19 protein-coding genes are annotated in these 20,112 nt (G+C 56.7%); 6 read left to right on the top strand and 13 right to left on the bottom strand.

The window, feature by feature from the left end:
* The first annotated feature begins 3 nt into the window (after positions 1 to 3).
* Complete coding sequence (locus N554_RS0112850; RefSeq protein WP_029583836.1) at positions 4 to 1,947, top strand: alpha amylase C-terminal domain-containing protein; 1,944 nt, start codon at positions 4 to 6, stop codon at positions 1,945 to 1,947.
* Between the two features lie 699 nt (positions 1,948 to 2,646).
* Here N554_RS0112850 and N554_RS38270 read toward each other — a convergent pair.
* On the bottom strand, positions 2,647 to 3,378 hold the full coding sequence (locus N554_RS38270) for a pentapeptide repeat-containing protein (protein ID WP_081851256.1): 732 nt from the start codon (positions 3,376 to 3,378) through the stop codon (positions 2,647 to 2,649).
* A 450-nt stretch (positions 3,379 to 3,828) separates the two neighbouring features.
* Between N554_RS38270 and N554_RS41975 the strand changes: the two genes are divergently transcribed.
* Positions 3,829 to 4,074 carry a hypothetical protein gene (locus N554_RS41975; RefSeq protein ID WP_245283588.1) on the top strand — a complete coding sequence of 82 codons (246 nt, stop codon included), beginning with the start codon at positions 3,829 to 3,831 and terminating at the stop codon, positions 4,072 to 4,074.
* A gap of 459 nt (positions 4,075 to 4,533) precedes the next feature.
* On the opposite strand, the gene N554_RS37335 is transcribed toward N554_RS41975, so the two are convergent.
* Positions 4,534 to 4,998 carry a RidA family protein gene (locus N554_RS37335; protein ID WP_051677477.1) on the bottom strand — a complete coding sequence of 155 codons (465 nt, stop codon included), beginning with the start codon at positions 4,996 to 4,998 and terminating at the stop codon, positions 4,534 to 4,536.
* A gap of 252 nt (positions 4,999 to 5,250) precedes the next feature.
* On the opposite strand from N554_RS37335, the gene N554_RS0112830 reads away from it, so the two are divergent.
* Positions 5,251 to 6,114, top strand: coding sequence for an FAD binding domain-containing protein (locus N554_RS0112830; protein WP_029583833.1), 864 nt, complete (start codon positions 5,251 to 5,253; stop codon positions 6,112 to 6,114).
* Here the strand turns inward: N554_RS0112830 and N554_RS0112825 are convergent.
* From N554_RS0112825 to N554_RS0112785, 9 genes are all read right to left on the bottom strand, one after another.
* Complete coding sequence (locus tag N554_RS0112825; RefSeq protein ID WP_051677475.1) at positions 6,088 to 8,481, bottom strand: xanthine dehydrogenase family protein molybdopterin-binding subunit; 2,394 nt, start codon at positions 8,479 to 8,481, stop codon at positions 6,088 to 6,090. The genes N554_RS0112830 and N554_RS0112825 overlap by 27 nt on opposite strands.
* On the bottom strand, positions 8,481 to 8,975 hold the full coding sequence (locus N554_RS0112820) for a (2Fe-2S)-binding protein (protein ID WP_029583831.1): 495 nt from the start codon (positions 8,973 to 8,975) through the stop codon (positions 8,481 to 8,483). The genes N554_RS0112825 and N554_RS0112820 overlap by 1 nt, the downstream gene beginning before the upstream one ends.
* Positions 8,972 to 9,553 (bottom strand): amino acid synthesis family protein, encoded by a 582-nt coding sequence (locus tag N554_RS0112815; protein WP_051677474.1) that lies wholly within the window; start codon positions 9,551 to 9,553, stop codon positions 8,972 to 8,974. Before N554_RS0112815 ends, N554_RS0112820 begins: the two co-directional genes overlap by 4 nt.
* Complete coding sequence (locus N554_RS0112810) at positions 9,554 to 10,534, bottom strand: amidohydrolase family protein (RefSeq protein ID WP_029583829.1); 981 nt, start codon at positions 10,532 to 10,534, stop codon at positions 9,554 to 9,556.
* On the bottom strand, positions 10,534 to 11,238 hold the full coding sequence (locus N554_RS0112805; RefSeq protein WP_029583828.1) for an ABC transporter ATP-binding protein: 705 nt from the start codon (positions 11,236 to 11,238) through the stop codon (positions 10,534 to 10,536). The genes N554_RS0112810 and N554_RS0112805 overlap by 1 nt, the downstream gene beginning before the upstream one ends.
* Positions 11,231 to 11,959, bottom strand: coding sequence for an ABC transporter ATP-binding protein (locus tag N554_RS0112800; protein WP_029583827.1), 729 nt, complete (start codon positions 11,957 to 11,959; stop codon positions 11,231 to 11,233). Before N554_RS0112800 ends, N554_RS0112805 begins: the two co-directional genes overlap by 8 nt.
* A complete protein-coding gene (locus tag N554_RS0112795) occupies positions 11,956 to 12,936 on the bottom strand; it encodes a branched-chain amino acid ABC transporter permease (RefSeq protein WP_051677473.1) in 981 nt (326 codons plus the stop codon). The genes N554_RS0112800 and N554_RS0112795 overlap by 4 nt, the downstream gene beginning before the upstream one ends.
* 42 nt (positions 12,937 to 12,978) lie before the next feature.
* Positions 12,979 to 13,863: a branched-chain amino acid ABC transporter permease gene (locus N554_RS0112790; RefSeq protein ID WP_029583825.1), complete on the bottom strand. Its 885-nt coding sequence runs from the start codon at positions 13,861 to 13,863 to the stop codon at positions 12,979 to 12,981.
* 70 nt (positions 13,864 to 13,933) lie between these two features.
* Positions 13,934 to 15,223, bottom strand: a complete 1,290-nt coding sequence (locus N554_RS0112785) for an ABC transporter substrate-binding protein (protein ID WP_197033566.1) — start codon at positions 15,221 to 15,223, stop codon at positions 13,934 to 13,936.
* Positions 15,224 to 15,320: 97 nt separating this feature from the next.
* On the opposite strand from N554_RS0112785, the gene N554_RS0112780 reads away from it, so the two are divergent.
* Positions 15,321 to 16,235, top strand: a complete 915-nt coding sequence (locus N554_RS0112780) for a LysR family transcriptional regulator (RefSeq protein ID WP_029583823.1) — start codon at positions 15,321 to 15,323, stop codon at positions 16,233 to 16,235.
* 641 nt (positions 16,236 to 16,876) lie between these two features.
* Positions 16,877 to 17,098, top strand: coding sequence for a hypothetical protein (locus N554_RS0112770; protein ID WP_029583822.1), 222 nt, complete (start codon positions 16,877 to 16,879; stop codon positions 17,096 to 17,098).
* Between the two features lie 62 nt (positions 17,099 to 17,160).
* Here the strand turns inward: N554_RS0112770 and N554_RS41970 are convergent, their stop codons facing one another.
* Entirely contained in the window at positions 17,161 to 17,388 is a 228-nt protein-coding gene (locus N554_RS41970) for a hypothetical protein (RefSeq protein ID WP_081851253.1), read from the bottom strand.
* Positions 17,389 to 18,289: 901 nt separating this feature from the next.
* Here N554_RS41970 and N554_RS0112760 point away from each other — a divergent pair.
* Positions 18,290 to 18,493, top strand: coding sequence for a hypothetical protein (locus N554_RS0112760; RefSeq protein WP_029583820.1), 204 nt, complete (start codon positions 18,290 to 18,292; stop codon positions 18,491 to 18,493).
* 1,175 nt (positions 18,494 to 19,668) lie between these two features.
* Here N554_RS0112760 and N554_RS0112755 read toward each other — a convergent pair.
* Positions 19,669 to 20,112, bottom strand: a 444-nt coding sequence (locus tag N554_RS0112755) for an IS3 family transposase (RefSeq protein WP_029583819.1), incomplete at its 5' end; no start/stop codon positions are given.

Below are 20,112 nucleotides of genomic sequence, written 5' to 3'. Positions count from 1 at the left end.
GAGATGCCCGCAGACCAGACTAGAGTCGCCCCGCACACGCCAATGGGCGCGAATCTCGTCGCCGGCGGCTGCACGTTTCGCGCCTGGGCTCCGCGCGCGACAGCGATCTACGTCTCGGGATCGTTCAACAACTGGACGAAAGACGACGAGACCTGCCGGCTCGAGCGCGACGGCCACGGATACTGGGCCGGGTTCGTGCCGGGCGTCGGTGAGGGTGTGGAGTACAAGTTCTATGTGATGGGGTCTGGCTCGCGCGGATACAAGCGTGACCCTTACGCGCGCCAAATTGCTCCTCCGACATGGAATTGCGTCGTCTCCGCTGCGTCAGCCTACCCGTGGCACGATGCGGGCTTCCACCCGCCGGCGTACGAAGAGCTGATCATCTATCAGCTCCACATCGGCACCTTCTACGCCGCCGATGCTCATGGCGGTGATCGGCGCAATGGTAGGGTCGCCAAGTCTCTTGATGTCCTCGATCGCGTCGAATATCTCGCCGATCTCGGCGTGACCGCGGTACAGCCGCTACCGATCGCCGAGTTCCCGACCGCCTTTAGCCTAGGCTATAATGGCGTCGACTATTTCTCGCCGGAGTTCGACTACGCCGCTCCCGCAATGGAGCTGCAGCGCTATGTCGAACGCGCTAACGTTCTGCTTGCCGCCCGCGGCCAAAGCTCAGTCTCGGTCACCGACATTCGCGGCGCCGACGACCAGCTACGGCTCCTAGTCGATGTGCTTCACGTCTACGGGATCGCGGTGATCTTCGACGTCGTCTACAACCATGCCGGCGGCGATTTCGGCGATGAGAGCCTGTATTTCTTCGATCGCGTTTCGCCCGGCAACAACAACGACAGTCTCTATTTCACCGACAAGGGGTGGGCCGGTGGGCTCGTCTTTGCCTATTGGAACGCAAGTGTCCGCCAATTCCTGATCGACAACGCCGTGGCGCTGATGACCGAGTTCCACGTCGATGGCTTCCGCTACGACGAAGTGAGCGTGATCGACCGGTTCGGCGGCTGGCACTTCTGCCAGGACTTGACCAATACAGTGCGGACAGCAAAACCATCGGCCATTCAGATCGCCGAGTTCTGGAATCCCGGTCCCGACTCCGCTGTCCGGCCGAGCGGCGCGGGCGGAGCAGGCTTCGACATGGTTTGGCACGACAATATGCGTGACAGCGTGCGCAGCGTGATCGAGCAGGCAGCACACGGCATGTGCGCACCGATCAACCTCGAACGCATACAGGCCGCGCTGGCGCCTCCTGCCGGCTTTGATAGAGCTTGGCGCGCCGTCCAGATGCTCGAGAACCACGATGTCCTACTAACATTCCATGATCCAAGGGATCAGAAGCCGCGTATCGCCAGGATCTCCGATCCGTCGAATCCACGCTCGTGGTACGCGCGCAGTCGCGCGCGCGTGGCTAACGGAATCCTTCTCACTGGTCCCGGCGTGCCGATGTTGTTCATGGGACAGGAGTTCTTGGAGGATAAGTTTTGGAACGACTCGCCCAACGATCCCGATCATCGGATATGGTGGGAAGGACTCGGCAGCGACCGGGCGATGAGCGATCACCTTCGCTTCACGCGCGAGCTTATCGCGCTCCGTCGCCGTTTGATTGCACTGCAGCGGGGCCGCATCAACGTCTTCCATTGTCACAATCCCACTCGTGTCCTCGCTTTCCACCGCTGGATGGACGGCAGCGGCGAGGATGTAGTCGTGGTCATGAGCCTCGCCGAGAACACCCAGTACGGATACCGGGTCGGATTTCCGAACGGCGGCACCTGGCGCGAAGTCTTCAACAGCGACGTTTACGATAATTGGGTCAACCCGATCGTCGCCGGCAACGGCGCCGGCGTATTCGCTGATGGGCCGCCGATGCACGGTATGCCGACTTCGGCGGAAATTGTCATACCTGCCAACGGATTGATCGTCTTTGTGCGAGGCTCCTGATGCGGTGATAGGCAACAAGCTCTTACAAGATGAGGGCCGCGAAAAATTGCCTCGAACCGCGTGAGTTCGAAATCCGCCCGTCAATGCTGGCCGTACACCGTTTGGGGGACGATTGGTCAGCTACACATCGGCAGCTATTCGCGACTGAGGCGTCGGCATCGCCGCGATTTCACTTAAGACTTCAAGCGTCTCTGCTATCATAGACGGCTCATCAGGTCCCAACAAAGAACCATCTGATTGGGACTTTGCCCGAGATACTATTTCAGCTTTGAGAGAGTGACAGTCTAAGGAGATTATCGATGAATGTTTTTGAGCTAACAAAGTGGTTCAGGCCATGGGCGCTCCGGCCAAAGTTTGTGGTTTCATTTTTTGCACGCGACTCGAAACATTGAATGTCCGCAACGGCCACCGGGTTTTTCAGAAAGTTTTGTAAACGTGAACTGACTTACTTTTTGCGCACTTGTAGTGGAGGTTGTGCAAACAGCCTGTGCGGCCTGTTCAACAGATGTACCGCACGAAAACCAAGGGCCGCCACCCTCGCAATAATTGCGGTCCCCAATGCAAACAGTATACACCTCCTCCGCATGCGCGGGTGCAAAAACCAGCTGAACAAGGCACAAAATTAACGTATGTACGATGAACTTTAGTTTGCCTTTAGATCGGTCAGCACTTGCGATTAACATAGTTCACCATTCCGGCCTATTCAGGCTTTTGCCCTTGAGGCGCACAGCTCGTGTTGTTGGTGGTTCCGTTCGGCATGAGTGTTCGACAAAAAGTCGCCTGATCAACCGTTGTTCCAGTTAAGTCGGCCTTGAAAAGGCTCGCTCCAAGCAAATTCGCGCCGGTCAAATTTGCCGAAGCCAGTTTGGCCTCATTGAGATTGGCACCAATCAAGTTAGCATTGATCAATTTAGCGGAACCCAAATCTGCTCCCTGCAGTTGAGCACGGGCTAAATTTGCGTTCGTCAGGTCAGCGAGAAATAGATTTGCATTTGCGAGGCTCGCTTCGAGCAAGTTTGTTTCGGAGAGTGACGCGCCAATTAGTATTGCCCGCTGCAATTTTATTCCTATCAGATAAGCGTTAGAAAGCGGAGCATTCGCCAAAGAAACACCATCAGCGTTTAGATCCTGCAGTGCATCTTTTCGCCCACCGTCGCCCGCTGCACCCCTAGCTGAATTTACAATCTCCCAAGCCCTGTAGTGTCGCTCCTTTGCGCGATTTCCAGATTCAAGAAACCACTGAACTATAGCAACGATGATCACAAACTTTCCGGCCGCATCGAGAATCTTTAGAAAGCTCCATTGCTGACTCCAAAATACAAGCCAGGAGTAAGCCCATTGCGGGGCGCTGCGCCAACAGCCTCGTTGCTCGGTGCGCAACCTTGCCCAACTTACCGGGCGAACGGGTAAGACCTTCTGTGCATCAGACATGATAACCGTCCAGCGGCCTACTAAACATCGTTGTTTGTTGTTGCGCAACTCACTGAGTTGGCTTGCCAAAAGTCGTCCCGGTGATGGCCCCGAACAGGCTCAACGGTGCAGCTCACACAATAGGATGCTTTCTTCACTCACAACAGCGTTTACGTGACAGAAGCCCACTTTATATTCCCACATAGGCCCTTCAATGTTGCGGATATTTCCGCTGGGAAGGAATCTCCAAATCGGAGTACATGTTCAGGATCCATGCGCGTGCCGCGAGGCTCGTGCGACTCCGACGAATGCTCCTCCACAGCCTCAATGTCGGTGTCTTGATCCCACGATCTGTTGCGCGTTCTCCACCTTAATAATCAGCATGATGCAGACGCGAGACTGACTGCGTACATTTTTACACTTAGGACCTCGCGGCAAGCCGACTAGCCAATTCGGAAGGAGTTGCAGACGATGCCTGAAGTGTCCATCACCCGACCTGCCGCGCCGCGGGTTGAAGATTATTCTGTTGTTCAAGGCTCGTTAGGTCCTCGCCGTGATTTTCGCATCAGCGTGGGCTTGCGCGAGGGCTGGGACGCCGATGGCCGTGTCTTCGACGTTTCGGAGGTCGTCCGCACCGCCCGCGCTTGGATGAAACGCCGCGTGGAAGCAGGCCAGCCCGCCCTATCCGGCATGTTCACCCGCGCGGAAGTCACCTAGGCGTGGCCCGCCCAGATATGGCTCGGTCGGCTCGGACCGTGAACCGGCGCTATTTACTGGTGAAGCTGTCCATGCCTATCTAGGTCATCTGTTCGACGAGACAATTGAAGCGATGTTGAACGAGCTGTCGATTGAGCCTGGCGCTGCGCTCGGGCAGGAGCGAATTTATGTAGCTTCGCTGACCGGACGTGGATTTTGGATGCTGGAGGACGTCAGAAGTAGAAGTGCCCGCGCACAGGGCGACGGAAGCGCGGCACGTAATGCGCAGCTCCCCCTTGGCTCCCCCAAACGTGAGCTACGGTGTCCTTATCCAACAATTGTGAGCCTTATTGTGTGGACCTTGCCCCTACAAGGGGCAAGGTCTCGTTTGATAAGAGATCTATATGTGGGCAGTCAGGAATCGCCACTTCAACAGCTCAGGAGGGCCGCTGTTAGGCTACAGCTACATTATTGTGCGATTTACATGGATGCCGGAAAAGCGGCGATCATATCCAACTCGATACGAGCACCCGGTGTTGATAACTGGTTTATGCAAATGGTGGTGCTGGCCGGCGTCCAAGATCCGAAATATTCCTTGAGAACGGACACCATTCCATCCTGATCCCGAATGTCGGTCAGATATTTCGTAACTTTCACGACGTCAGTCCACGTCAGCCCTTCATGATCAAGAATCGCCTTGATCGTTTCCATTGCCCGCCGGGTCTGATCCTCGATCCGGTTGGGATGGTCATGCTCTTCGAGCACGTGAGGGTGCTTGTGATAAAGCGGAGATGGCGTTGCGCCCGAAATGAAAAGCAGCCCGCACGGGCTCTCCACACGGATCGCCGGCGCATACGGCATGTCAACTCGCCGCTCGGGGATTGTCTGAATCTCTTTGATGTTCGGATTGGAAGGCGAAGATTGAAAAGCTGGCTTCTTGGTCACGGCCGAGACTCCGATATGATGACGAATGAGAACAACCTCTGCTCGGCGATGTATCCAGCCCCAGCGATTAATAGTGCACGCTCGATCGCGTTACCTACAACAGACGGCGTCGTCAATATTGCATAAATCCATCGTACCTAAGCTGGTAATACGTTATATCCGATCCGAAATACCTCATATTCATTGACCCGCTCAATTTTTACTTGCTAACATCTAAATGTAATCAGGGATCCACAGGGCACCATCTCGCCAATGAAAACAGCGGCATTCGTTCGTCACGCCCCCCGCACCGTCGAAGAAACTCTTGCAATCCTTGCCGACGTTGCTCCGAAACATGGTCGTATTCTTGCCGGCGGACAAAGTCTTGTACCGATTATGGCCTTTCGGATGGCAGATCCTGCGCACCTGGTCGACATAAATAATGTCGACGGACTTGATCGGCTCTCAATCGATGGAGATGAGCTTTCCATTGGCGCCCTCGTGCGTCATGCCGCCTTCCATCGCCCGGTCGTTGACGGCCCGCTGGGGCGCCTGATGTCCGTTGTCGCCCACAACATTGCTCACTATGCCATCCGCAGTCGTGGCACCTTCTGTGGCAGCTTGGCGCATGCCGATCCAGCTTCGGAATGGTGCCTCGTCGCAGCAACTCTTGGCGCCAAACTTGTGGTCAAAAGCAAGCGCGGCGACCGGACGGTTATGGCCGATGATTTTTTGTCCGGGATCATGTCAACATCGCTTGCGGAAGATGAGTTACTCGCAGAGGCAAGGATACCTCTCCTGCCCGAAGCCACACGATTTGGTTTCTACGAATTCAGTCGTCGCGCAGGTGACTTCGCAATGGCCGCGGCTCTTGTCACCTACCAAGTTGAAGGCGGCTTGGTTGTCGAGCCCCGCCTTGGAATTGGCGGCGCCGAAGGAAAATCTCGTCGCATCCCCGAAGCCGAAGCCGCTTTGAAAGGTCAAGCACCGAGCTTTCAGACTTTCAAGATGGCTGCCGACGCGGCAGCCGATGCGATCGAGCCCCTCGAAGACCATCTGACCAGCGGCGAATACAGACGGGATCTCGTCCGCGCCGTTACGGAACGCGCATTACACCGTGCGCTTAACGCCAATTGAACAAGCCATTATAGCCTCTTCCCGAGCGATCGGTGCTGTTTCACCAGATATTGTCGCCGCCTTGATCAATTGACGAAGGCGAGCGGGAGAGATGGGATGCTCCGTTAAACGAACGTTAAACGGCGCAATGGCATTCTCAATAGCTGAGATAATGCATGCAGCGGCGGGAATCGTCCCTCCTTCACCTGCGCCCTTGACACCGATCGGATTCAGCGGCGACGCGGATTCAAAGTGAATGATCTCGATGCGCGGCACTTCTGGAGCAGTCGGGAGCAAATAGTCGGCATAATTGGTCGTCACCGGCTGCCCGTTTTCATCATGGATCATACGTTCAAACAGCGCGTTGCCGATGCCGTGCACGACGCCGCCTCGAACCTGTCCATCCACTAGCATGGGATTGATCAGCCGCCCGCAGTCGTGCCCGACGACATAGCGCCGAATCTCCACCCGTCCCGTCTCGACGTCGACTTCGACTTCGGCGAGATGCGTTCCGCTCGCAAATGTCGATTTGCGGGCTTCATAGAAAGCCGTCGCTTCAAGCCCAGGCTTTATCCCTGAAAACATCGGGATGCCTGACATTCCATTTAAGCGAAAGGCAAGCTGGCCAAGCGTCACTTGCGCGTCGGAGCCAGCCACTCGGACAACGCCGTCCTCAAGCACAAGATCGGCTTCGGCTGCTTCCAAAATTTCGCTCGCGACCTTAATCGCCTTGTCGCGGACGGCCACTGACGCCTGGTGAACAGAGGATCCGGCAGTCACCGCTGTCCGACTTGCGATGGCACCAATTCCCAGCGGGAATGTTCCAGTGTCGCCAGCCTCAACGACTATGTCTTCAATCGTGACGCCGACCGCGTCCGCGCAAATCTGTGAAAATATCGTCGCGTGCCCCTGTCCCTGGCTTGCCGCGCCGGTCTGGATTACGATTTTTCCGCTCGGTTGCACGCGAACGGTCGCGCCTTCGAACGGTGCCAAGCCGGTATCTTCGATATAGCTCGCAATGCCCCGCCCGAGATAACGCCGCCGGTCAAGCGCAATCTTTTGCCGCTCAAGAAAGTCACTTCCGCCGCGCTCAAGCACAGCTTCAAGGCACGCGTGATAATCGCCACTGTCATAACTGACGGGTGAACCATCACGGGCTTTCATGCCCGTAGAATAAGGGAACTGTTCTTTGCGCACAAAACTGCGGCGGCGGACGTCGGCCGGGTCCAACGATAGCTCACGTGCGACCCGGTCCGCCAGCCTTTCAAGCACGAAGCATGCAGTCGGCCGTCCGGCACCGCGGACCGGCGTATTCGGCACGAGATTCGTGAAAACCACGTCAACTTTGACGTCGACCGCTTCAAGCGCGTAAGGCCCTGGAAAGGCGCTGAGCGACGTCACGGCCGCAACGAGACCATAAGGAACGTAAGCGCCGTTATCGTGCACACATCGGCCGCGCACGCCCAGCAGGCGCCCGCTGTTGTCGGCGGCAACTTCGAGCTCCCACGCCTGGTCGCGCTGTTGCGTGGTTGAAAGAAAATGCTCGGTACGGTCCTCAACCCATTTTACTGAACGCTGCAACTTGATCGCGGCGAGCGGAATGACGATTTCTTCGGGATAAAGCGAACATTTTGGTCCAAAGCCGCCGCCGACATCCGGGGCAATGACTCGAACCGTTTGCTCGTCGCGGCCCAAATGTTCCGCGATCAGGCGCCGTACCATGTGCGGCGCCTGTGTCGAACTCCAAACGTTGAGCTCTCCACCAAAAGGAGCAAGTGCAGCCGCGACCCCGCGGCATTCCATTGAATGGCAGCCGCCCCGATGGGTTTCGAATGTTTCAGCAAAGACATGGGGGGCTTTGGCGAAAACGTCTTCCACAGCACCGAAGCGGCCATGGAGACCGGCGACAAGATTGTCGGGAGCGCCCGAATGGGCACGCGGAGCATCTGGATCAAGCGCCTTGCGCCAGTCGATTATCGCCGGGAGCAGCTCGAAATCGACATCGACGATCGCAGCTGCGTCCTCCGCGATAGACCGGCTTTCGGCAATGACCACGGCAATCGGAACGCCGACATGGCAGACTTCGCGGTCGGCAAGCGGTTGGTAATTCAAAGGCTGTTTAACAGCCGCAACAGGAACCATATGCGGCATCATCTTGCCGCCCTGCTCGCCGAAATCAGCTGCCGTCAAAACAGCGATAACACCGGCCATCTTGCTCGCGCCTGAGGTATCGATGGCGCGGATGCGAGCGTGTGCATGACTGGAGCGCACAAAAGCCGCGTGCAAAACGCCGGGGATTTGCAAATCATCCAGATAGTGGCCCTGGCCGGTGATGAGCTTCGGATCCTCGACACGCCGGACTTCGGCACCGAAATAACGAGCGCCCATCAGGCTTCTCCACGCAGCACGCGCCCCGCGTCAAGGGCGGCATCGACGATCGTTTCATATCCGGTGCAACGGCAGATGTTTCCAGAAATTGCATCCCGGATATCAACTTCATCTGCCGTTGGACTCTCAGACAGAAAAGCGACGATGGTCATCAACATTCCCGGCGTGCAGAAGCCGCACTGCAGTGCGTGCCGGTTCCGGAATGCCTCCTGGACGGGATGCAATTGTCCGTCTGCTCTGGCGAGGCCTTCCACCGTGGTGATGCGTGCGCCATTGGCTTGCCCCGCGAACATCAGGCACGACCGGACAGGGGCATCATTGAAAATGACCGTGCAGGCGCCGCACACGCCGTGCTCACAACCGATATGGGTCCCGGTCAGTTTCAGCTCGTGCCGCAGGAAATCTCCAAGATGGAGACGCGGTTCGACATCCCGCTCAAATAGCTTTCCGTTCACTGTAACTTGGACGTGCTCCAGTCCGGGACGATCGCTCATGTTATCCTCGCCCTGTCACCCACCGCTGCTGCAGGCGGAACTGCGCCCGCTTTGGAAACACGGGGACGCGGCCGTCCACCATCCGCGAGAGCAACGACAACTACAATTTCGTCAGGACGCGGAGCATTAGGCACCATCACGGTGATCGTATCGATCTGATCAAAGGACCAGACGTCATCCTTGTGGCCGAGAGGAACGTCGATCCCGGCACCGACGGATCCAATTTTGACATTCGAAGGGATGATGGCCTGGCCGCCGCCAATGGCATCCCTGATCGGTTTGCCCATCCGCGGATGCAGAATAGCCGCCGCATGTTCGATGTCTCCGGAAACACCAACGATGGCAGCTTTTCCATAAGACATCACCTGCTTCTCCAGCATGCTCAAGGCTTCGCGGGTCAGCAGTTCGCCCAATTCGGCGCCCAACGGAATAAGCTCCCCCAAATCATCGACGGCGCGGCCTGCAAGTGGATTGGCGATCACAGCACAGGCGGCCACACGAGTAACGGGCACGACGGAGGGGAGACCGCCTTCCGCGTAGACAACATCCTTCACCAGCAGCAATCGCCGAATGTCCATTTACGCTCCAATCAAACGATCGAAATTCCGGTTCAGAATGAGATCAACGTGATCGGCCGGCAATGCATTCCGAACAAAATTGACGGGGTCTGGCTCGCCCAGCGGGAACGGCGCATCGCTTCCTAGCATCAGGTGCTCCACCTGAACAACGTCCGTAACATAACGGAGTATCGCCGGCTCGAAGCAAATGGTGTCAAAATAAAGTCGACGAAGATAATCGCCGACCGGCGCCTTGAGCGTGCTCTTGAGCTGAGGATTGGTATCGACTTCGCGTTGCATCCGCGCCCTCAATATCGGGCTAAAGGCTCCTGCATGCGCGCAGAGCAGTTTCAGATTAGGCCACCGGTCAAGAAACCCGGAACAGATCATCCTGAGAATATTGATCGTGTTGTCGAAAAGATAACCGGCCACAATGGTGAGCTCATAATCTTTGGTTCGGTCCTTTCCGAGCGGATCCGCCGGATGGATAAACAACGGCACATTGAGATCGACCGCGGCTTGGAAGATCGGCTCGAACTGTGCGTCGTGCAAATAAATACCGCGTACGTTAGATGCGACATGTCCGCCGACAAACCCATGATCCCGGACACAACGGCGAAGCTCTTGAGCCGCAGCAGCCGGGTCCTGCATGGGCAACATCGCCCAGCCGCCAAATCTGGCTTTATCGGACGCAATCGCGGACGCCAACGCATCGTTGAATACGCGGGCAGCTTCGACGGCAAGCTTGGGGTCGAGATGATAATCAATGAACGGTGTTGCGAGAGACAGGATCGAACGTTCCACGCCATCCCGTTTCATGCGCTCGAGCTGCTTGGACATTTCAAAGAATGTCGTGTTCAGGCCAAAATGCATGCCGCGGATGTCGAGATCGACGGCTTCATCCTCCCTGCGCTTGACCCTTATTCCGAACTCTTCTTTCGTACTTGCAAAGCGGAAAAATTCATCCGGCACGAAGTGACAGTGCACATCAGTAATCATCATCAAAGCCCTAGATAAGCAGTCTTAAGTCTTTCATCGTTCAGAAGAGCACTGCCTTTCCCTTCCATGACGATGTGGCCATTTTCAAGTACGTAAGCCCGGTCCGCCGTATGCAGGACGTGGTGTACGTTCTGCTCCACGATTAATACCGTCAGGCCCTTAACACGAAGATTGACGATCAGATCGAAGAGCAGCTTCACGTAGATCGGCGCCAGACCTTCAGTCGGCTCATCGAGCAGCAAAACACGTGGCTTGGCCATCAGAGCGCGGCCAATCGCAAGCATCTGCTGCTCGCCACCGCTCATGGATCCGGCGACTTGCTTGCGGCGCTCCGCCAACACGGGCAGAAGCTCAAAAACCTCATCGAGAGTCTTCCGCGCAACCGAACGGGCAGCCGGGCAATAAGCGCCCACTTCCAGATTTTCGAGGACGTTCATAAACGGGAACAGGCGCCGTCTCTCGGGCACCAGCACAAGGCCACGCGATGGCCTCTCATACGCCGCAAACGGGTCTATCGCGACGCCATCAAGCAAGATCTCGCCGGTGTGCGTTGTCCGCAATCCTGCGAGCGTAAACATCAGGGTGCTTTTGCCTGCGGCGTTCGCGCCGACAAGCGCGACGATCTCGCCCGCAGCGACGGACAAGCTCACATCGTGCAGGACCTGAACCGGTCCGTAAAACGCGTTCAGATGCCTTACCTCAAGCAAGGTCCATCTCCTCACCGAGATAAGCCTTCACAACGGCCGGGTCGCGCGCGATCGCCGCGGGCGCGCCTCCGGCAATGACTTCGCCGCGATTGATCACAACCATGCGCGTTGCCGTTTTCATGATCGCGTAGAGTACGTGTTCAACCCAAACAACCGTAATGCCGCGCGATGGCAGCGACGCCACAAACTTCGTCATGGCGCCAACCTCAGTTGGCGTCAGTCCCGCCATGATCTCATCAAACAGCACAAGCTTCGGACGCATCGCCAGCGCTCTTGCGACTTCAAGGCGCTTAAGGAGGCCAACGGTCAACGAACCGACCGGCGTTCCGAAGTAATCGGATAGTCCAACATCCGCGAGCGTTGCTTCCGCAAGCGAACGCGCGCCGGCTACCGACTTCTCACGCAAAAACGCACTCAGCATTACATTCTCGACAACCGAAAGTTGGCGGTAAGGCTTCGGAATCTGAAACGTCCGTGCGATGCCGATCCGCGCAACTTCGTAGGGCTTGCGACCGGTAACGGGCTTCCCCTCAAAAATGATTTCGCCCGCAGTCGGAGCCAGCACACCGGCAATCAGATTGAAAAGCGTGCTCTTGCCGGCACCGTTGGGGCCCATCAATCCGAGCAGCTCGCCTTGCTGTACCGCGAAGCTAACGTCCTTGACCGCCATGGTTGAATTGAAGGCCCGGCTGACGTGACGAACTTCAAGAAACGCGCTCACGAGAATGGTCTCCAGCGCGCTAGCTTGGCTAGTGCACCCGCCAGGCCACTTGGAAAATACAGCATCACCACAACCAGCCCAAGGCTATAGATCACGAGATGCAGCCCGGCGGCGGAGTTTCCGAAATAGGAACGGAGGAGCTCCGATAGCGGTGTAATTAGAAACGAACCCAACACCGGGCCAATCGCCGTACCTAAACCACCGACCGCAGGCAGCAGCGCAAACTGAAATGAAAGCTCTGGGGAGATTACGTAAGTCGGATCAAGATAAAGAAAATACTGCGCAAACAGCGACCCACCCACCCCGGTCAGGGCAGCACTCAGGGCCATCGCCAACGTGCGTCCAAGAAGAGGGTTCACTCCTGCTGCGCTGGCGGCGTCCTCGTTGTCACGGATCGCGAACAGATAGTAACCGAACCGCGATGCCTCCAGCGCCTTGGTGATCGCGTAGACCACGACGAGATAGCCAAGCATCAGCCACGCGTAAGTCGCCTTTGACGCGAACACCATCGACGCGAGACCTGGCGTCGGCATGATTGACAGACCTTCCGGACCTCCGGTCAGCGACGACCAGTTCAGGGCGCCAATGCGGACCACTTCGGCGAACGCTAGCGTCGATAAGATAAAGAACGGGCCGCGCAGCCGCGCGCATATCAGCGCGAGAGCGGCCCCGAACACGCCGGCGATTGTCCCGCCAAACCAAATCCCGATCCAAGGCGTGATGTCATAGTGCACCAAAAGAATCGTGGACGTGTAGCCGCCAACGCCGAAAAACGCAGCATGCCCGAATGAGATCAGCCCGGCATAGCCGCCGGCAATATTCCAGGCGAGCGCGAGGCCGCCGAACAAGAAACTCAGCAGAATGACATCCCGCAGACTTGAAGGGATGCTCGCGACCACAAGTCCAATGCAGACAAGCAGCAGAACGAGTTCGAACCAGGACAGTCGGCCGCGTTCCGGAAGAATTGGAACACGCATTGGCTTTTTAGTAGAAACAGCACCGGTAACCAACATCAGTCCCTACTCATTCATGCCGATGGTTGCCGCGCCCTTCTGACCGAGTAATCCGTTGGGACGAAAAATCATCACAAACAAGAAAAGAACGAAGAAGAACATCTGGCCGAAGGCTGGCGCGACATAATAGCTGCTCAACGATTGCACCACGCCGACGCAAATGCCGCCAAGCAGCGCTCCTTCGATGCTTCCCATGCCGCCCAGCACCACGATCACAAAGGCGATGAGGACAAAGTTCAGCCCCACCGTTGGAAAGACGGAGAACAACGGCATCATGACGCAAGCAGCAAGCCCAACCAACGCCGATCCGCCGGCAAAGGTAATCAGAAAAATGCGGGGCACTGGAATACCCATCAGCATCGCGGCTTCTCCGTCCTGCACCGTCGCTCTGATCGCCTTTCCCAGATAGGTCGTCTTGATCATCCATTGCAGCGCCACTGTGCAGAGAATGGTGATGATAAAGCCGAGTAGAAGTTCAACCTTGATATAGATCGGACCGATCGTGATGGAGCGACCGAAGATCGGCGGCACATCCATGAGATCAGCAGTCATCATCATGAGTGCCACATTCTGCATGAAGATCGATAGCGCCATGGTTGCAAACACGACAACGAGATGCGGCTTGTCGAGCGCCGGATTAATGATCATCCGATAGACTATCGCACCGAACAGAAACATCGCCGGAACGATCGCGACAGCAGCGACATAGGGATTGAGCCCGAGGAGACGCGTGATTGCCCACGCGCCGTACATCGCGACCATTAAGAACTCACCATGCGCGAAATTCACGATGCGCAGTACGCCGAAAATCAGGGTCAAGCCGATGCTCATCAGGGCATAAATGCCACCGATAAGGATGCCCGAAATGACGAGTTGTCCTAATGTGCTCATGACATTCGCTTCACAATGAGAGCAAAAGATGCGCGGATCCAAGCTCCGCGCACCTGATGACTACGCGTTGTCAGCGCTTGTCCCAGCCGGGCAGCGGCACCTGTATGGGCTCGTGGGTCGCAAGGCTCGGCGGAAACACCTGCTCGTTGCCGTCCTTCGTCCACTGCCAAACGCCGATCGATGCACGCAGGTTTTGGCCTGCATCCTTTGGATCATCCGGCCAATCGAAGTTGGTAAACTTGATGCCGCTGCCGTTGACGAGCGATCCCTCCGGAAGATCGAGTTTCAGCACGATGTCTCGTAGCTCGGCCGGCTCGTAGGTCTTCGCCTTAGGCAACACTTCGGTGAACAACGCCCAGACGGCCGAGAAGCCCGCTGCGGCATGTCCGGCCGGAGCACGCTTCAACTTGGCCTCATAGCGTTTGTAGAACTCTTCCGCGACTTTCTTCACTTCAGGCTTCAGCACGTTGGCATTTACCTTCGGGGGGAAATCGGCGACGAAAATTCCCGTGACGGAATTTCCGATCGAATCTCGCAAATCGGGAGCCGAGTACCCAGCACTCACGCCGATAAACGCGTTGACATTGAAATCAAGCTCCTTCGCCTTCCGCTGAAACAGGATGGCATCATTGGGAAACGAGATCGCAATCAGTACATCGGGCTTCACGTCCTTCAACTTTTGCACGATGGGCGTCATGTCCGTCGCTGTTTGGTCGTAACCCTCATCGTAAACGAGCTTGATGCCTTTCTTCTCGGAATATGCCCGAATGCCATCACCCACTGACTTCCCGAACGCCCGGTTTTCCCACAGAAGCGCCATCCGGAGGTTGCTCATCGGCTTTTTCAGGCGAGCCGACAGGTCTTCAACGACGAAGTCCACTGCCGCTTGTCCATATTTCCGGGCTGGCGCGCCCACCTGAAAGGTATGCTTGAACCCACGGCGGGTAATGATTTCTGCAGCGCCTGTCGTTTCCCAGTGGAATACACCGTGACGCTCCGCCGCTTGGCTCACCGCAATTGCGAGCGGCGATGCAAATGAACCGGTGGTGATCTTGATCCCCTCCTTGGTGATCAATCGCTCCGTTTCACTGATTGCCGCATTCGGAGTGGTTGCGTCGCCCTGCACATATTCGACCTTGCGCCCGTTGAGCCCTCCGCGCTCGTTGATCATATCGCGCGCGATCTGCATGGCCTCCCAGTTCTCGATCCCGTTTTTGGCCAGTGGCCCGGTAAACGGCAACAATACCCCGATCCGGATTGGTTCCTGAGCACTCGCATTTGTTCCGAGCATCAGCACTATGCTGGCGAACATTGCACTCAAGCGGAGAAAAGATCGCATGGTAGCCCCCAGTTCGTTCAAATCAGCGAAAGCGTAGCAACGGCCATCACATGCAGCAATCGAAGTTTCTCCATACGTTCCATTCAAAAAACGTATACCATGCTCGGGGAGGCAGTGCATGGACCTGCGAAAAATCCAATACTTCTTTGCTGTCGTGGAGCACGGCAATCTCAGCAGCGCATCTCGATCCTTGCGCGTGTCACAACCAACGCTTAGTCGACAGATTCAGGCCATTGAGGAGCAATTTCAGACTCCCTTGTTTCTGAGAGGCGGCCGCGGCATGATGCTGACGGACGCCGGCAAACAATTGCACGAGGGATTGCAAAGCATCGAGCGGCGATTGCGCTCACTGAAGGACGACGTAGCGGCAGCGTCGGTCGAACCGTCCGGCGAAGTTGCATTCGGCATACCTCCTTCGCCGCGCGGGTTGATTGCCGTCCCTCTGATCAAGACCTTTAACAAGGTCTACCCTCGCGTCGTCGTCCGCATCATTGAAGAAACGAGCGCCCAACTGCGCGACCAAGTCGCCAGTGGCATCATCGACGTCGCAGTCACCAATACGCACGAGCCCGTCCATGGTGTCACTGCACAAGCGCTTGGGCGTGAGAGAATGCTCCTGGTTGGAGCACCCAGTGCAAAATTATCGATGCGGAAGGAGACGCCCATACAGGCCCTTGAGGGACTGCCTCTCGTTCTAACAACGCGACCCAACAGTTTACGTCTGACGATCGAAGCGGGTTTGGCCGAGCATGGTCTGCAGCCAAATGTAAGGTTTGAGGCCAACACCTTACCTTTGATGACAGATCTCGTGATGGCTGGGCTCGGCTATACAGTGCTGCCTGCTTGTGGCGTTCGTTCGCTGCTCAAGCACGAACACATTACGGCAAGCCCGATTACCGGTCTTTTCATCACCTGGCTTGTTGCGCGGCCAAAGACTCGTTCCCTCAGCGTAGCCGCTGAACGTTTCTACGACGGCTTATGGGCTATTGGGGCCAAGCTGGTACGGGAGGGCATATGGCAAGCACCGCAGTAAAGCAGGCGTAACTTACTAACTCTCTGACATTCAAGATCCACGCATGGGACCTCACCCTTCTCAAGGTTAGAGCCGTGTACATATAGTTGTTTGAATTGTGCCCTGAACTGGCACGCGCGAGTGGATTGGGGAGCGGAGGGGGAGCGGATGTCCTTGCGCTTGAAATAGGCCACTCGAGTGGCGGTCTTTACGTGATCACAAACACGACCGCATTGCGCGGACGAGCTTCGCGGCGGGCGACCGTATGTTTATCTTATCGCCACCAGAAACCCAACACACCTGCTACACATGCTATCAAGGCTTACCACCAGAACAATCGGGGCCGAGCTGCATTTATCGAGCGCAGGTATAGAATTGCTCCGACAAGCAGTCCGTAATTCTTCCTGAAGTCGCCGTTGCGCTTGGCGATCTCGACCAAATCCGATTGCGCCACATCCCGATCTGACACCGTCGACCTCTCGTTTGCTCGAACGTGGTTGCTGCCGGCGACTTTAGACCACTGATTTGGGTTGGGAGTCGAGTAAAATTCTGATTTTCCGAAATTACCAACCTCGCGGCCTGGTCATATCCTCGCCAAGAGAGCTTCCATTTCTGGCCACGAATCGGGTTCACGCAGGCGTTACCAAGCAGGGGAGCGCGACATGCGATCAAGCACGGTTTGGAAGCCAGTTGGGCCGGTCAGGAAGAACGCGGAAATCGAACGCCTTTACCTTGAGCTAGCCTCATTCAACGAACGTATCCAAGAGCTTGAAAAGCAGCATCCCGAAGCATCGAAGATCGAGGCACTAAGGGTAAGCGCGCTCGCGCTGGCGCGGCAGATTGATGAGATTTGCTGTTTGAATGTGAATGAGCTAACCGATTAGCCTCACGCAGCACAGCAATGGCTCGAGAACACCTTGGCGGCGTCCTTACACTTAGATCCGATTCACGCTGGGCGGCACTCAGGTGACGCCACCGATTTCCAATATCGCGCCTGTTCGCCGCTGGTCCGTTCAAAGTAGGCTTCCAACTCCGCCAAGGCCCGACGCTCCCATTCCTTAGCCTGCCCCAGTAAAGACCAGCTTTGGGCAGGCCGGAAGGCCGCGGTTTGTCGGTATAACGAAGCGATCGCGCGATATCGGCGCACGTTCTCTAAGGCGGCTTCCCCGTTCATGGTCCGAACTCCATCTTCACCCCTTTGGTTGCCACTAACGTCCGCCAGAACGATTTTAGATTCGTTAGCGGGATGCGCCGGTAGGTTGAGTGGTTTGCGAACCGTTTCCGATTTCCCAGACGCCGAACTCAGCCGCTATCAGGCTGGAGCTAGCTCGATCTTCTCACTGCGCTTTGTTTCCGCATCGTAAACCTTGATCTGAAGGTTTGGAAAACGCTGCTTCAAATCTTTGGCTGCTTGGATGGCGGAATCCTGGATCTTGAACTCTAGCTTGACATGGCCGTCCACAATGAGGGCGTAGCCACTTGTTGGAGGATCGGTCGGCGCCCGGAGCTTGCCGGCGCAAATCTACCGCTCACTCAAGGAGCGGTAAGTCGGAAGTCCCGGAGGCTTTCGTGATCGCAGATGAGGAGGGCCGAGCGCTCGCCCTCGTGCCGTTCACAGCGGTTCTGCCGAGGCCCTTGAGGCAGTAAGGCCCGCCTCAGTTGGCGGCCTCTTCCAACCGCACCATGCGGCGCCGTGACGAGGATGAGCCGATGCCGAGCAAGGAACGAGAGATTTACCGGAGCGACAACGGTGACCAATGGCTACTATGCCGTGACGACAATCAGGTATTCGTTCTGCACAGGGCAACGAGCCTTCTGGCGGTAAGCTCACCCGCATCGAGCTTGGGGACTTTCTGCGAAAAAGCAATGCTGGATCCGAGCATCAAGCGCTCGTCCGACTGATCGGCAGTTTAGTCGACAATGAATAAAGCTTCCCCTGAGATCGCCGCCTTACGTCTGGGTGTGTCCGGACGAGGAGCGGTAAGCTCAAGGCTTTTTCTTTTTGGGAGCGCCACGGAACGAACTCAACCTGGGACCCGTTGGCTTCTGTCACGGAAAAAGGGGGAGGGTAAGCAATGGCTCAGAAAGCCAATCTCACTCCGGTCGACAAGTATGAGTCGGATCGCCGGGAGGCCGAGAGGCTCGACCTGGAAAAGCATGCGCGATTGGAAGCAGGTTTGATCGGTCCGGTGAGCGCCATTCCGCCGGCGCCACCCGCTGAGCATCAACACCGGGAAGGCCTATCGTTCTGGCAGGCGATCAAGACGATGTTCAAGTAGACGTCGTGATGCCGCAGGGTCATAGCCTCCGGGCGTGGCGGCTTCTCTCGATCCCGCTATTGATTTCTTCAATGCAGGCGGCAACAGCGGCCTCCCGCGACCGGTACTTCGCTTCACTAATCACATCCGGACCGGCTTCCGGATAGATGGTCCAGTGCCACCACGACGGCGGGCCTTCCTCAACGTCAAATTCAGTGCCGCGATGTCTCAAAGAGTCCTCCTGCTCTTTGCCGCCATTCCACTACCGAACGCAAATCAGCGGTAAGGCATCCGGTGGGATAACAAAGTTACATTGTAATTCGGCCTTGAACTTGCCGAATCGCAAGTCGGCAGGCGGTCAGCTTGATTGCGCGCGCCGTAAGGCCGCCTCAGTTGGCCCTCTTTCATTTCCGTCGCGGACCGTTCAGTCATTGGTCCCTCGCCAGCTTCCGACGTCCCCAGTGAGGATCTTTGCGCGTCGGGTCGAACACGCGTCGACGTTGCGGTTGATGGCCTTGCATCCGATATCTCACCGCTCGTAGATTGGCTATCGTGCCGTCAGGCGATCGACGGTCTATCTCGAGACGAAACGCGCCTCCCTTTCTCGCGAAATGCGGTAGTGCCTTCGCGTATGTCTTTCGTTTGCCGAGATCGTAGTCTACCGCATCGCTACATTACTCCTCGTCATTGGCGCGATCCGCATGATCTGAAGGCCAGGGCGGCAAAGCAGAAAGCCAGCAGCGTAAAGCAGTCAAAGAAAGCCTCCGCTGACAGCCCCCCAAAACAGGTTAGCGAGGTGAAGCAGTGTCGTTCAGACGGCTTAGACCCACTCTTAAGGAAGCTGAACTTAGCGCCGTCGTGCGATTCATGACCTAACTTGGGACCATCCGGCACCACTACGATCAAGAGCGCTCTGTGGTTTACGGAGTTCGATCTAGCAATCGTTCATGTTGCGGCTGATTCGCCGTTAACGTTTGGTTTAGCTCCAAGCATGATCATTGGGGAGCCACAAGGCATCCGATCATGCAATTGCACCAGGCGAATACCTTGGAAAAGATCGAGTCGGCAGGAGATGAAGTTGGCAGCGAAGTCCCAACGATGCCTGCGAGCATGTACCCATGGGATTTCTTAAGTCCCAATCGAGATGAGGTTCTGGCCTTATTGAATGAGCTGCTGCCGGTTTCGTGGACGCGACGTTAAGCTAATCCCACCTTGCGCTCGAACTCAACAGGGCTGAGGTATCCGATCGTCGAATGACGTCGGGTCGCATTGTAGAACCGCTCAATGTAATCGAACACATCAGCTCTGGCCTGGTTTCTCGTGCGATAGGTTTTGCCAGCTGTGCGTTCGGTCTTGAGCGACGAGAAGAAGCTTTCCATCGCCGCGTTGTCCCAGACATTGCCGGATCGGCTCATGCTGCAGACAATGCCGCTGTCGGCCATCAGCCGCTGGAACTGCTCGCTGGTGTACTGACTGCCTTGGTCCGAGTGATGCAACAGGGCATCCGGCTTGCCGCGCCGCCACACGGCCATCAGCAGTGCGTCCGTAACGAGTTGGGCTGTCATGCCGGCGCTCATCGACCAGCCAACCACCCGGCGCGAGAATAGGTCGATGACCGCTGCCACATAGAGCCAACCCTC

The sequence above is a fragment of the Bradyrhizobium sp. URHD0069 genome (assembly GCF_000701345.1).
In the GTDB taxonomy this organism is placed as follows: Bacteria; Pseudomonadota; Alphaproteobacteria; order Rhizobiales; family Xanthobacteraceae; genus Bradyrhizobium.
This window is presented reverse-complemented; position numbering and strand designations above follow the sequence as displayed.

What these genes read in the sequence shown, in the direction of transcription:
- N554_RS41970 (WP_081851253.1), bottom strand. Translation starts at nt 17,388, where the DNA reads ATGAACGGGGAAGCCGCCTTAGAGAACGTGCGCCGATATCGCGCGATC.
- N554_RS0112830 (WP_029583833.1), top strand. Translation starts at nt 5,251, where the DNA reads ATGAAAACAGCGGCATTCGTTCGTCACGCCCCCCGCACCGTCGAAGAA.
- N554_RS0112820 (WP_029583831.1), bottom strand. Translation starts at nt 8,975, where the DNA reads ATGAGCGATCGTCCCGGACTGGAGCACGTCCAAGTTACAGTGAACGGA.
- N554_RS0112850 (WP_029583836.1), top strand. Translation starts at nt 4, where the DNA reads ATGCCCGCAGACCAGACTAGAGTCGCCCCGCACACGCCAATGGGCGCG.
- N554_RS0112760 (WP_029583820.1), top strand. Translation starts at nt 18,290, where the DNA reads ATGGCTCAGAAAGCCAATCTCACTCCGGTCGACAAGTATGAGTCGGAT.
- N554_RS0112810 (WP_029583829.1), bottom strand. Translation starts at nt 10,534, where the DNA reads ATGATGATTACTGATGTGCACTGTCACTTCGTGCCGGATGAATTTTTC.
- N554_RS0112795 (WP_051677473.1), bottom strand. Translation starts at nt 12,936, where the DNA reads ATGCGTGTTCCAATTCTTCCGGAACGCGGCCGACTGTCCTGGTTCGAA.
- N554_RS0112815 (WP_051677474.1), bottom strand. Translation starts at nt 9,553, where the DNA reads ATGGACATTCGGCGATTGCTGCTGGTGAAGGATGTTGTCTACGCGGAA.
- N554_RS38270 (WP_081851256.1), bottom strand. Translation starts at nt 3,378, where the DNA reads ATGTCTGATGCACAGAAGGTCTTACCCGTTCGCCCGGTAAGTTGGGCA.
- N554_RS0112780 (WP_029583823.1), top strand. Translation starts at nt 15,321, where the DNA reads ATGGACCTGCGAAAAATCCAATACTTCTTTGCTGTCGTGGAGCACGGC.
- N554_RS0112770 (WP_029583822.1), top strand. Translation starts at nt 16,877, where the DNA reads ATGCGATCAAGCACGGTTTGGAAGCCAGTTGGGCCGGTCAGGAAGAAC.
- N554_RS0112825 (WP_051677475.1), bottom strand. Translation starts at nt 8,481, where the DNA reads ATGGGCGCTCGTTATTTCGGTGCCGAAGTCCGGCGTGTCGAGGATCCG.
- N554_RS0112790 (WP_029583825.1), bottom strand. Translation starts at nt 13,863, where the DNA reads ATGAGCACATTAGGACAACTCGTCATTTCGGGCATCCTTATCGGTGGC.
- N554_RS41975 (WP_245283588.1), top strand. Translation starts at nt 3,829, where the DNA reads ATGCCTGAAGTGTCCATCACCCGACCTGCCGCGCCGCGGGTTGAAGAT.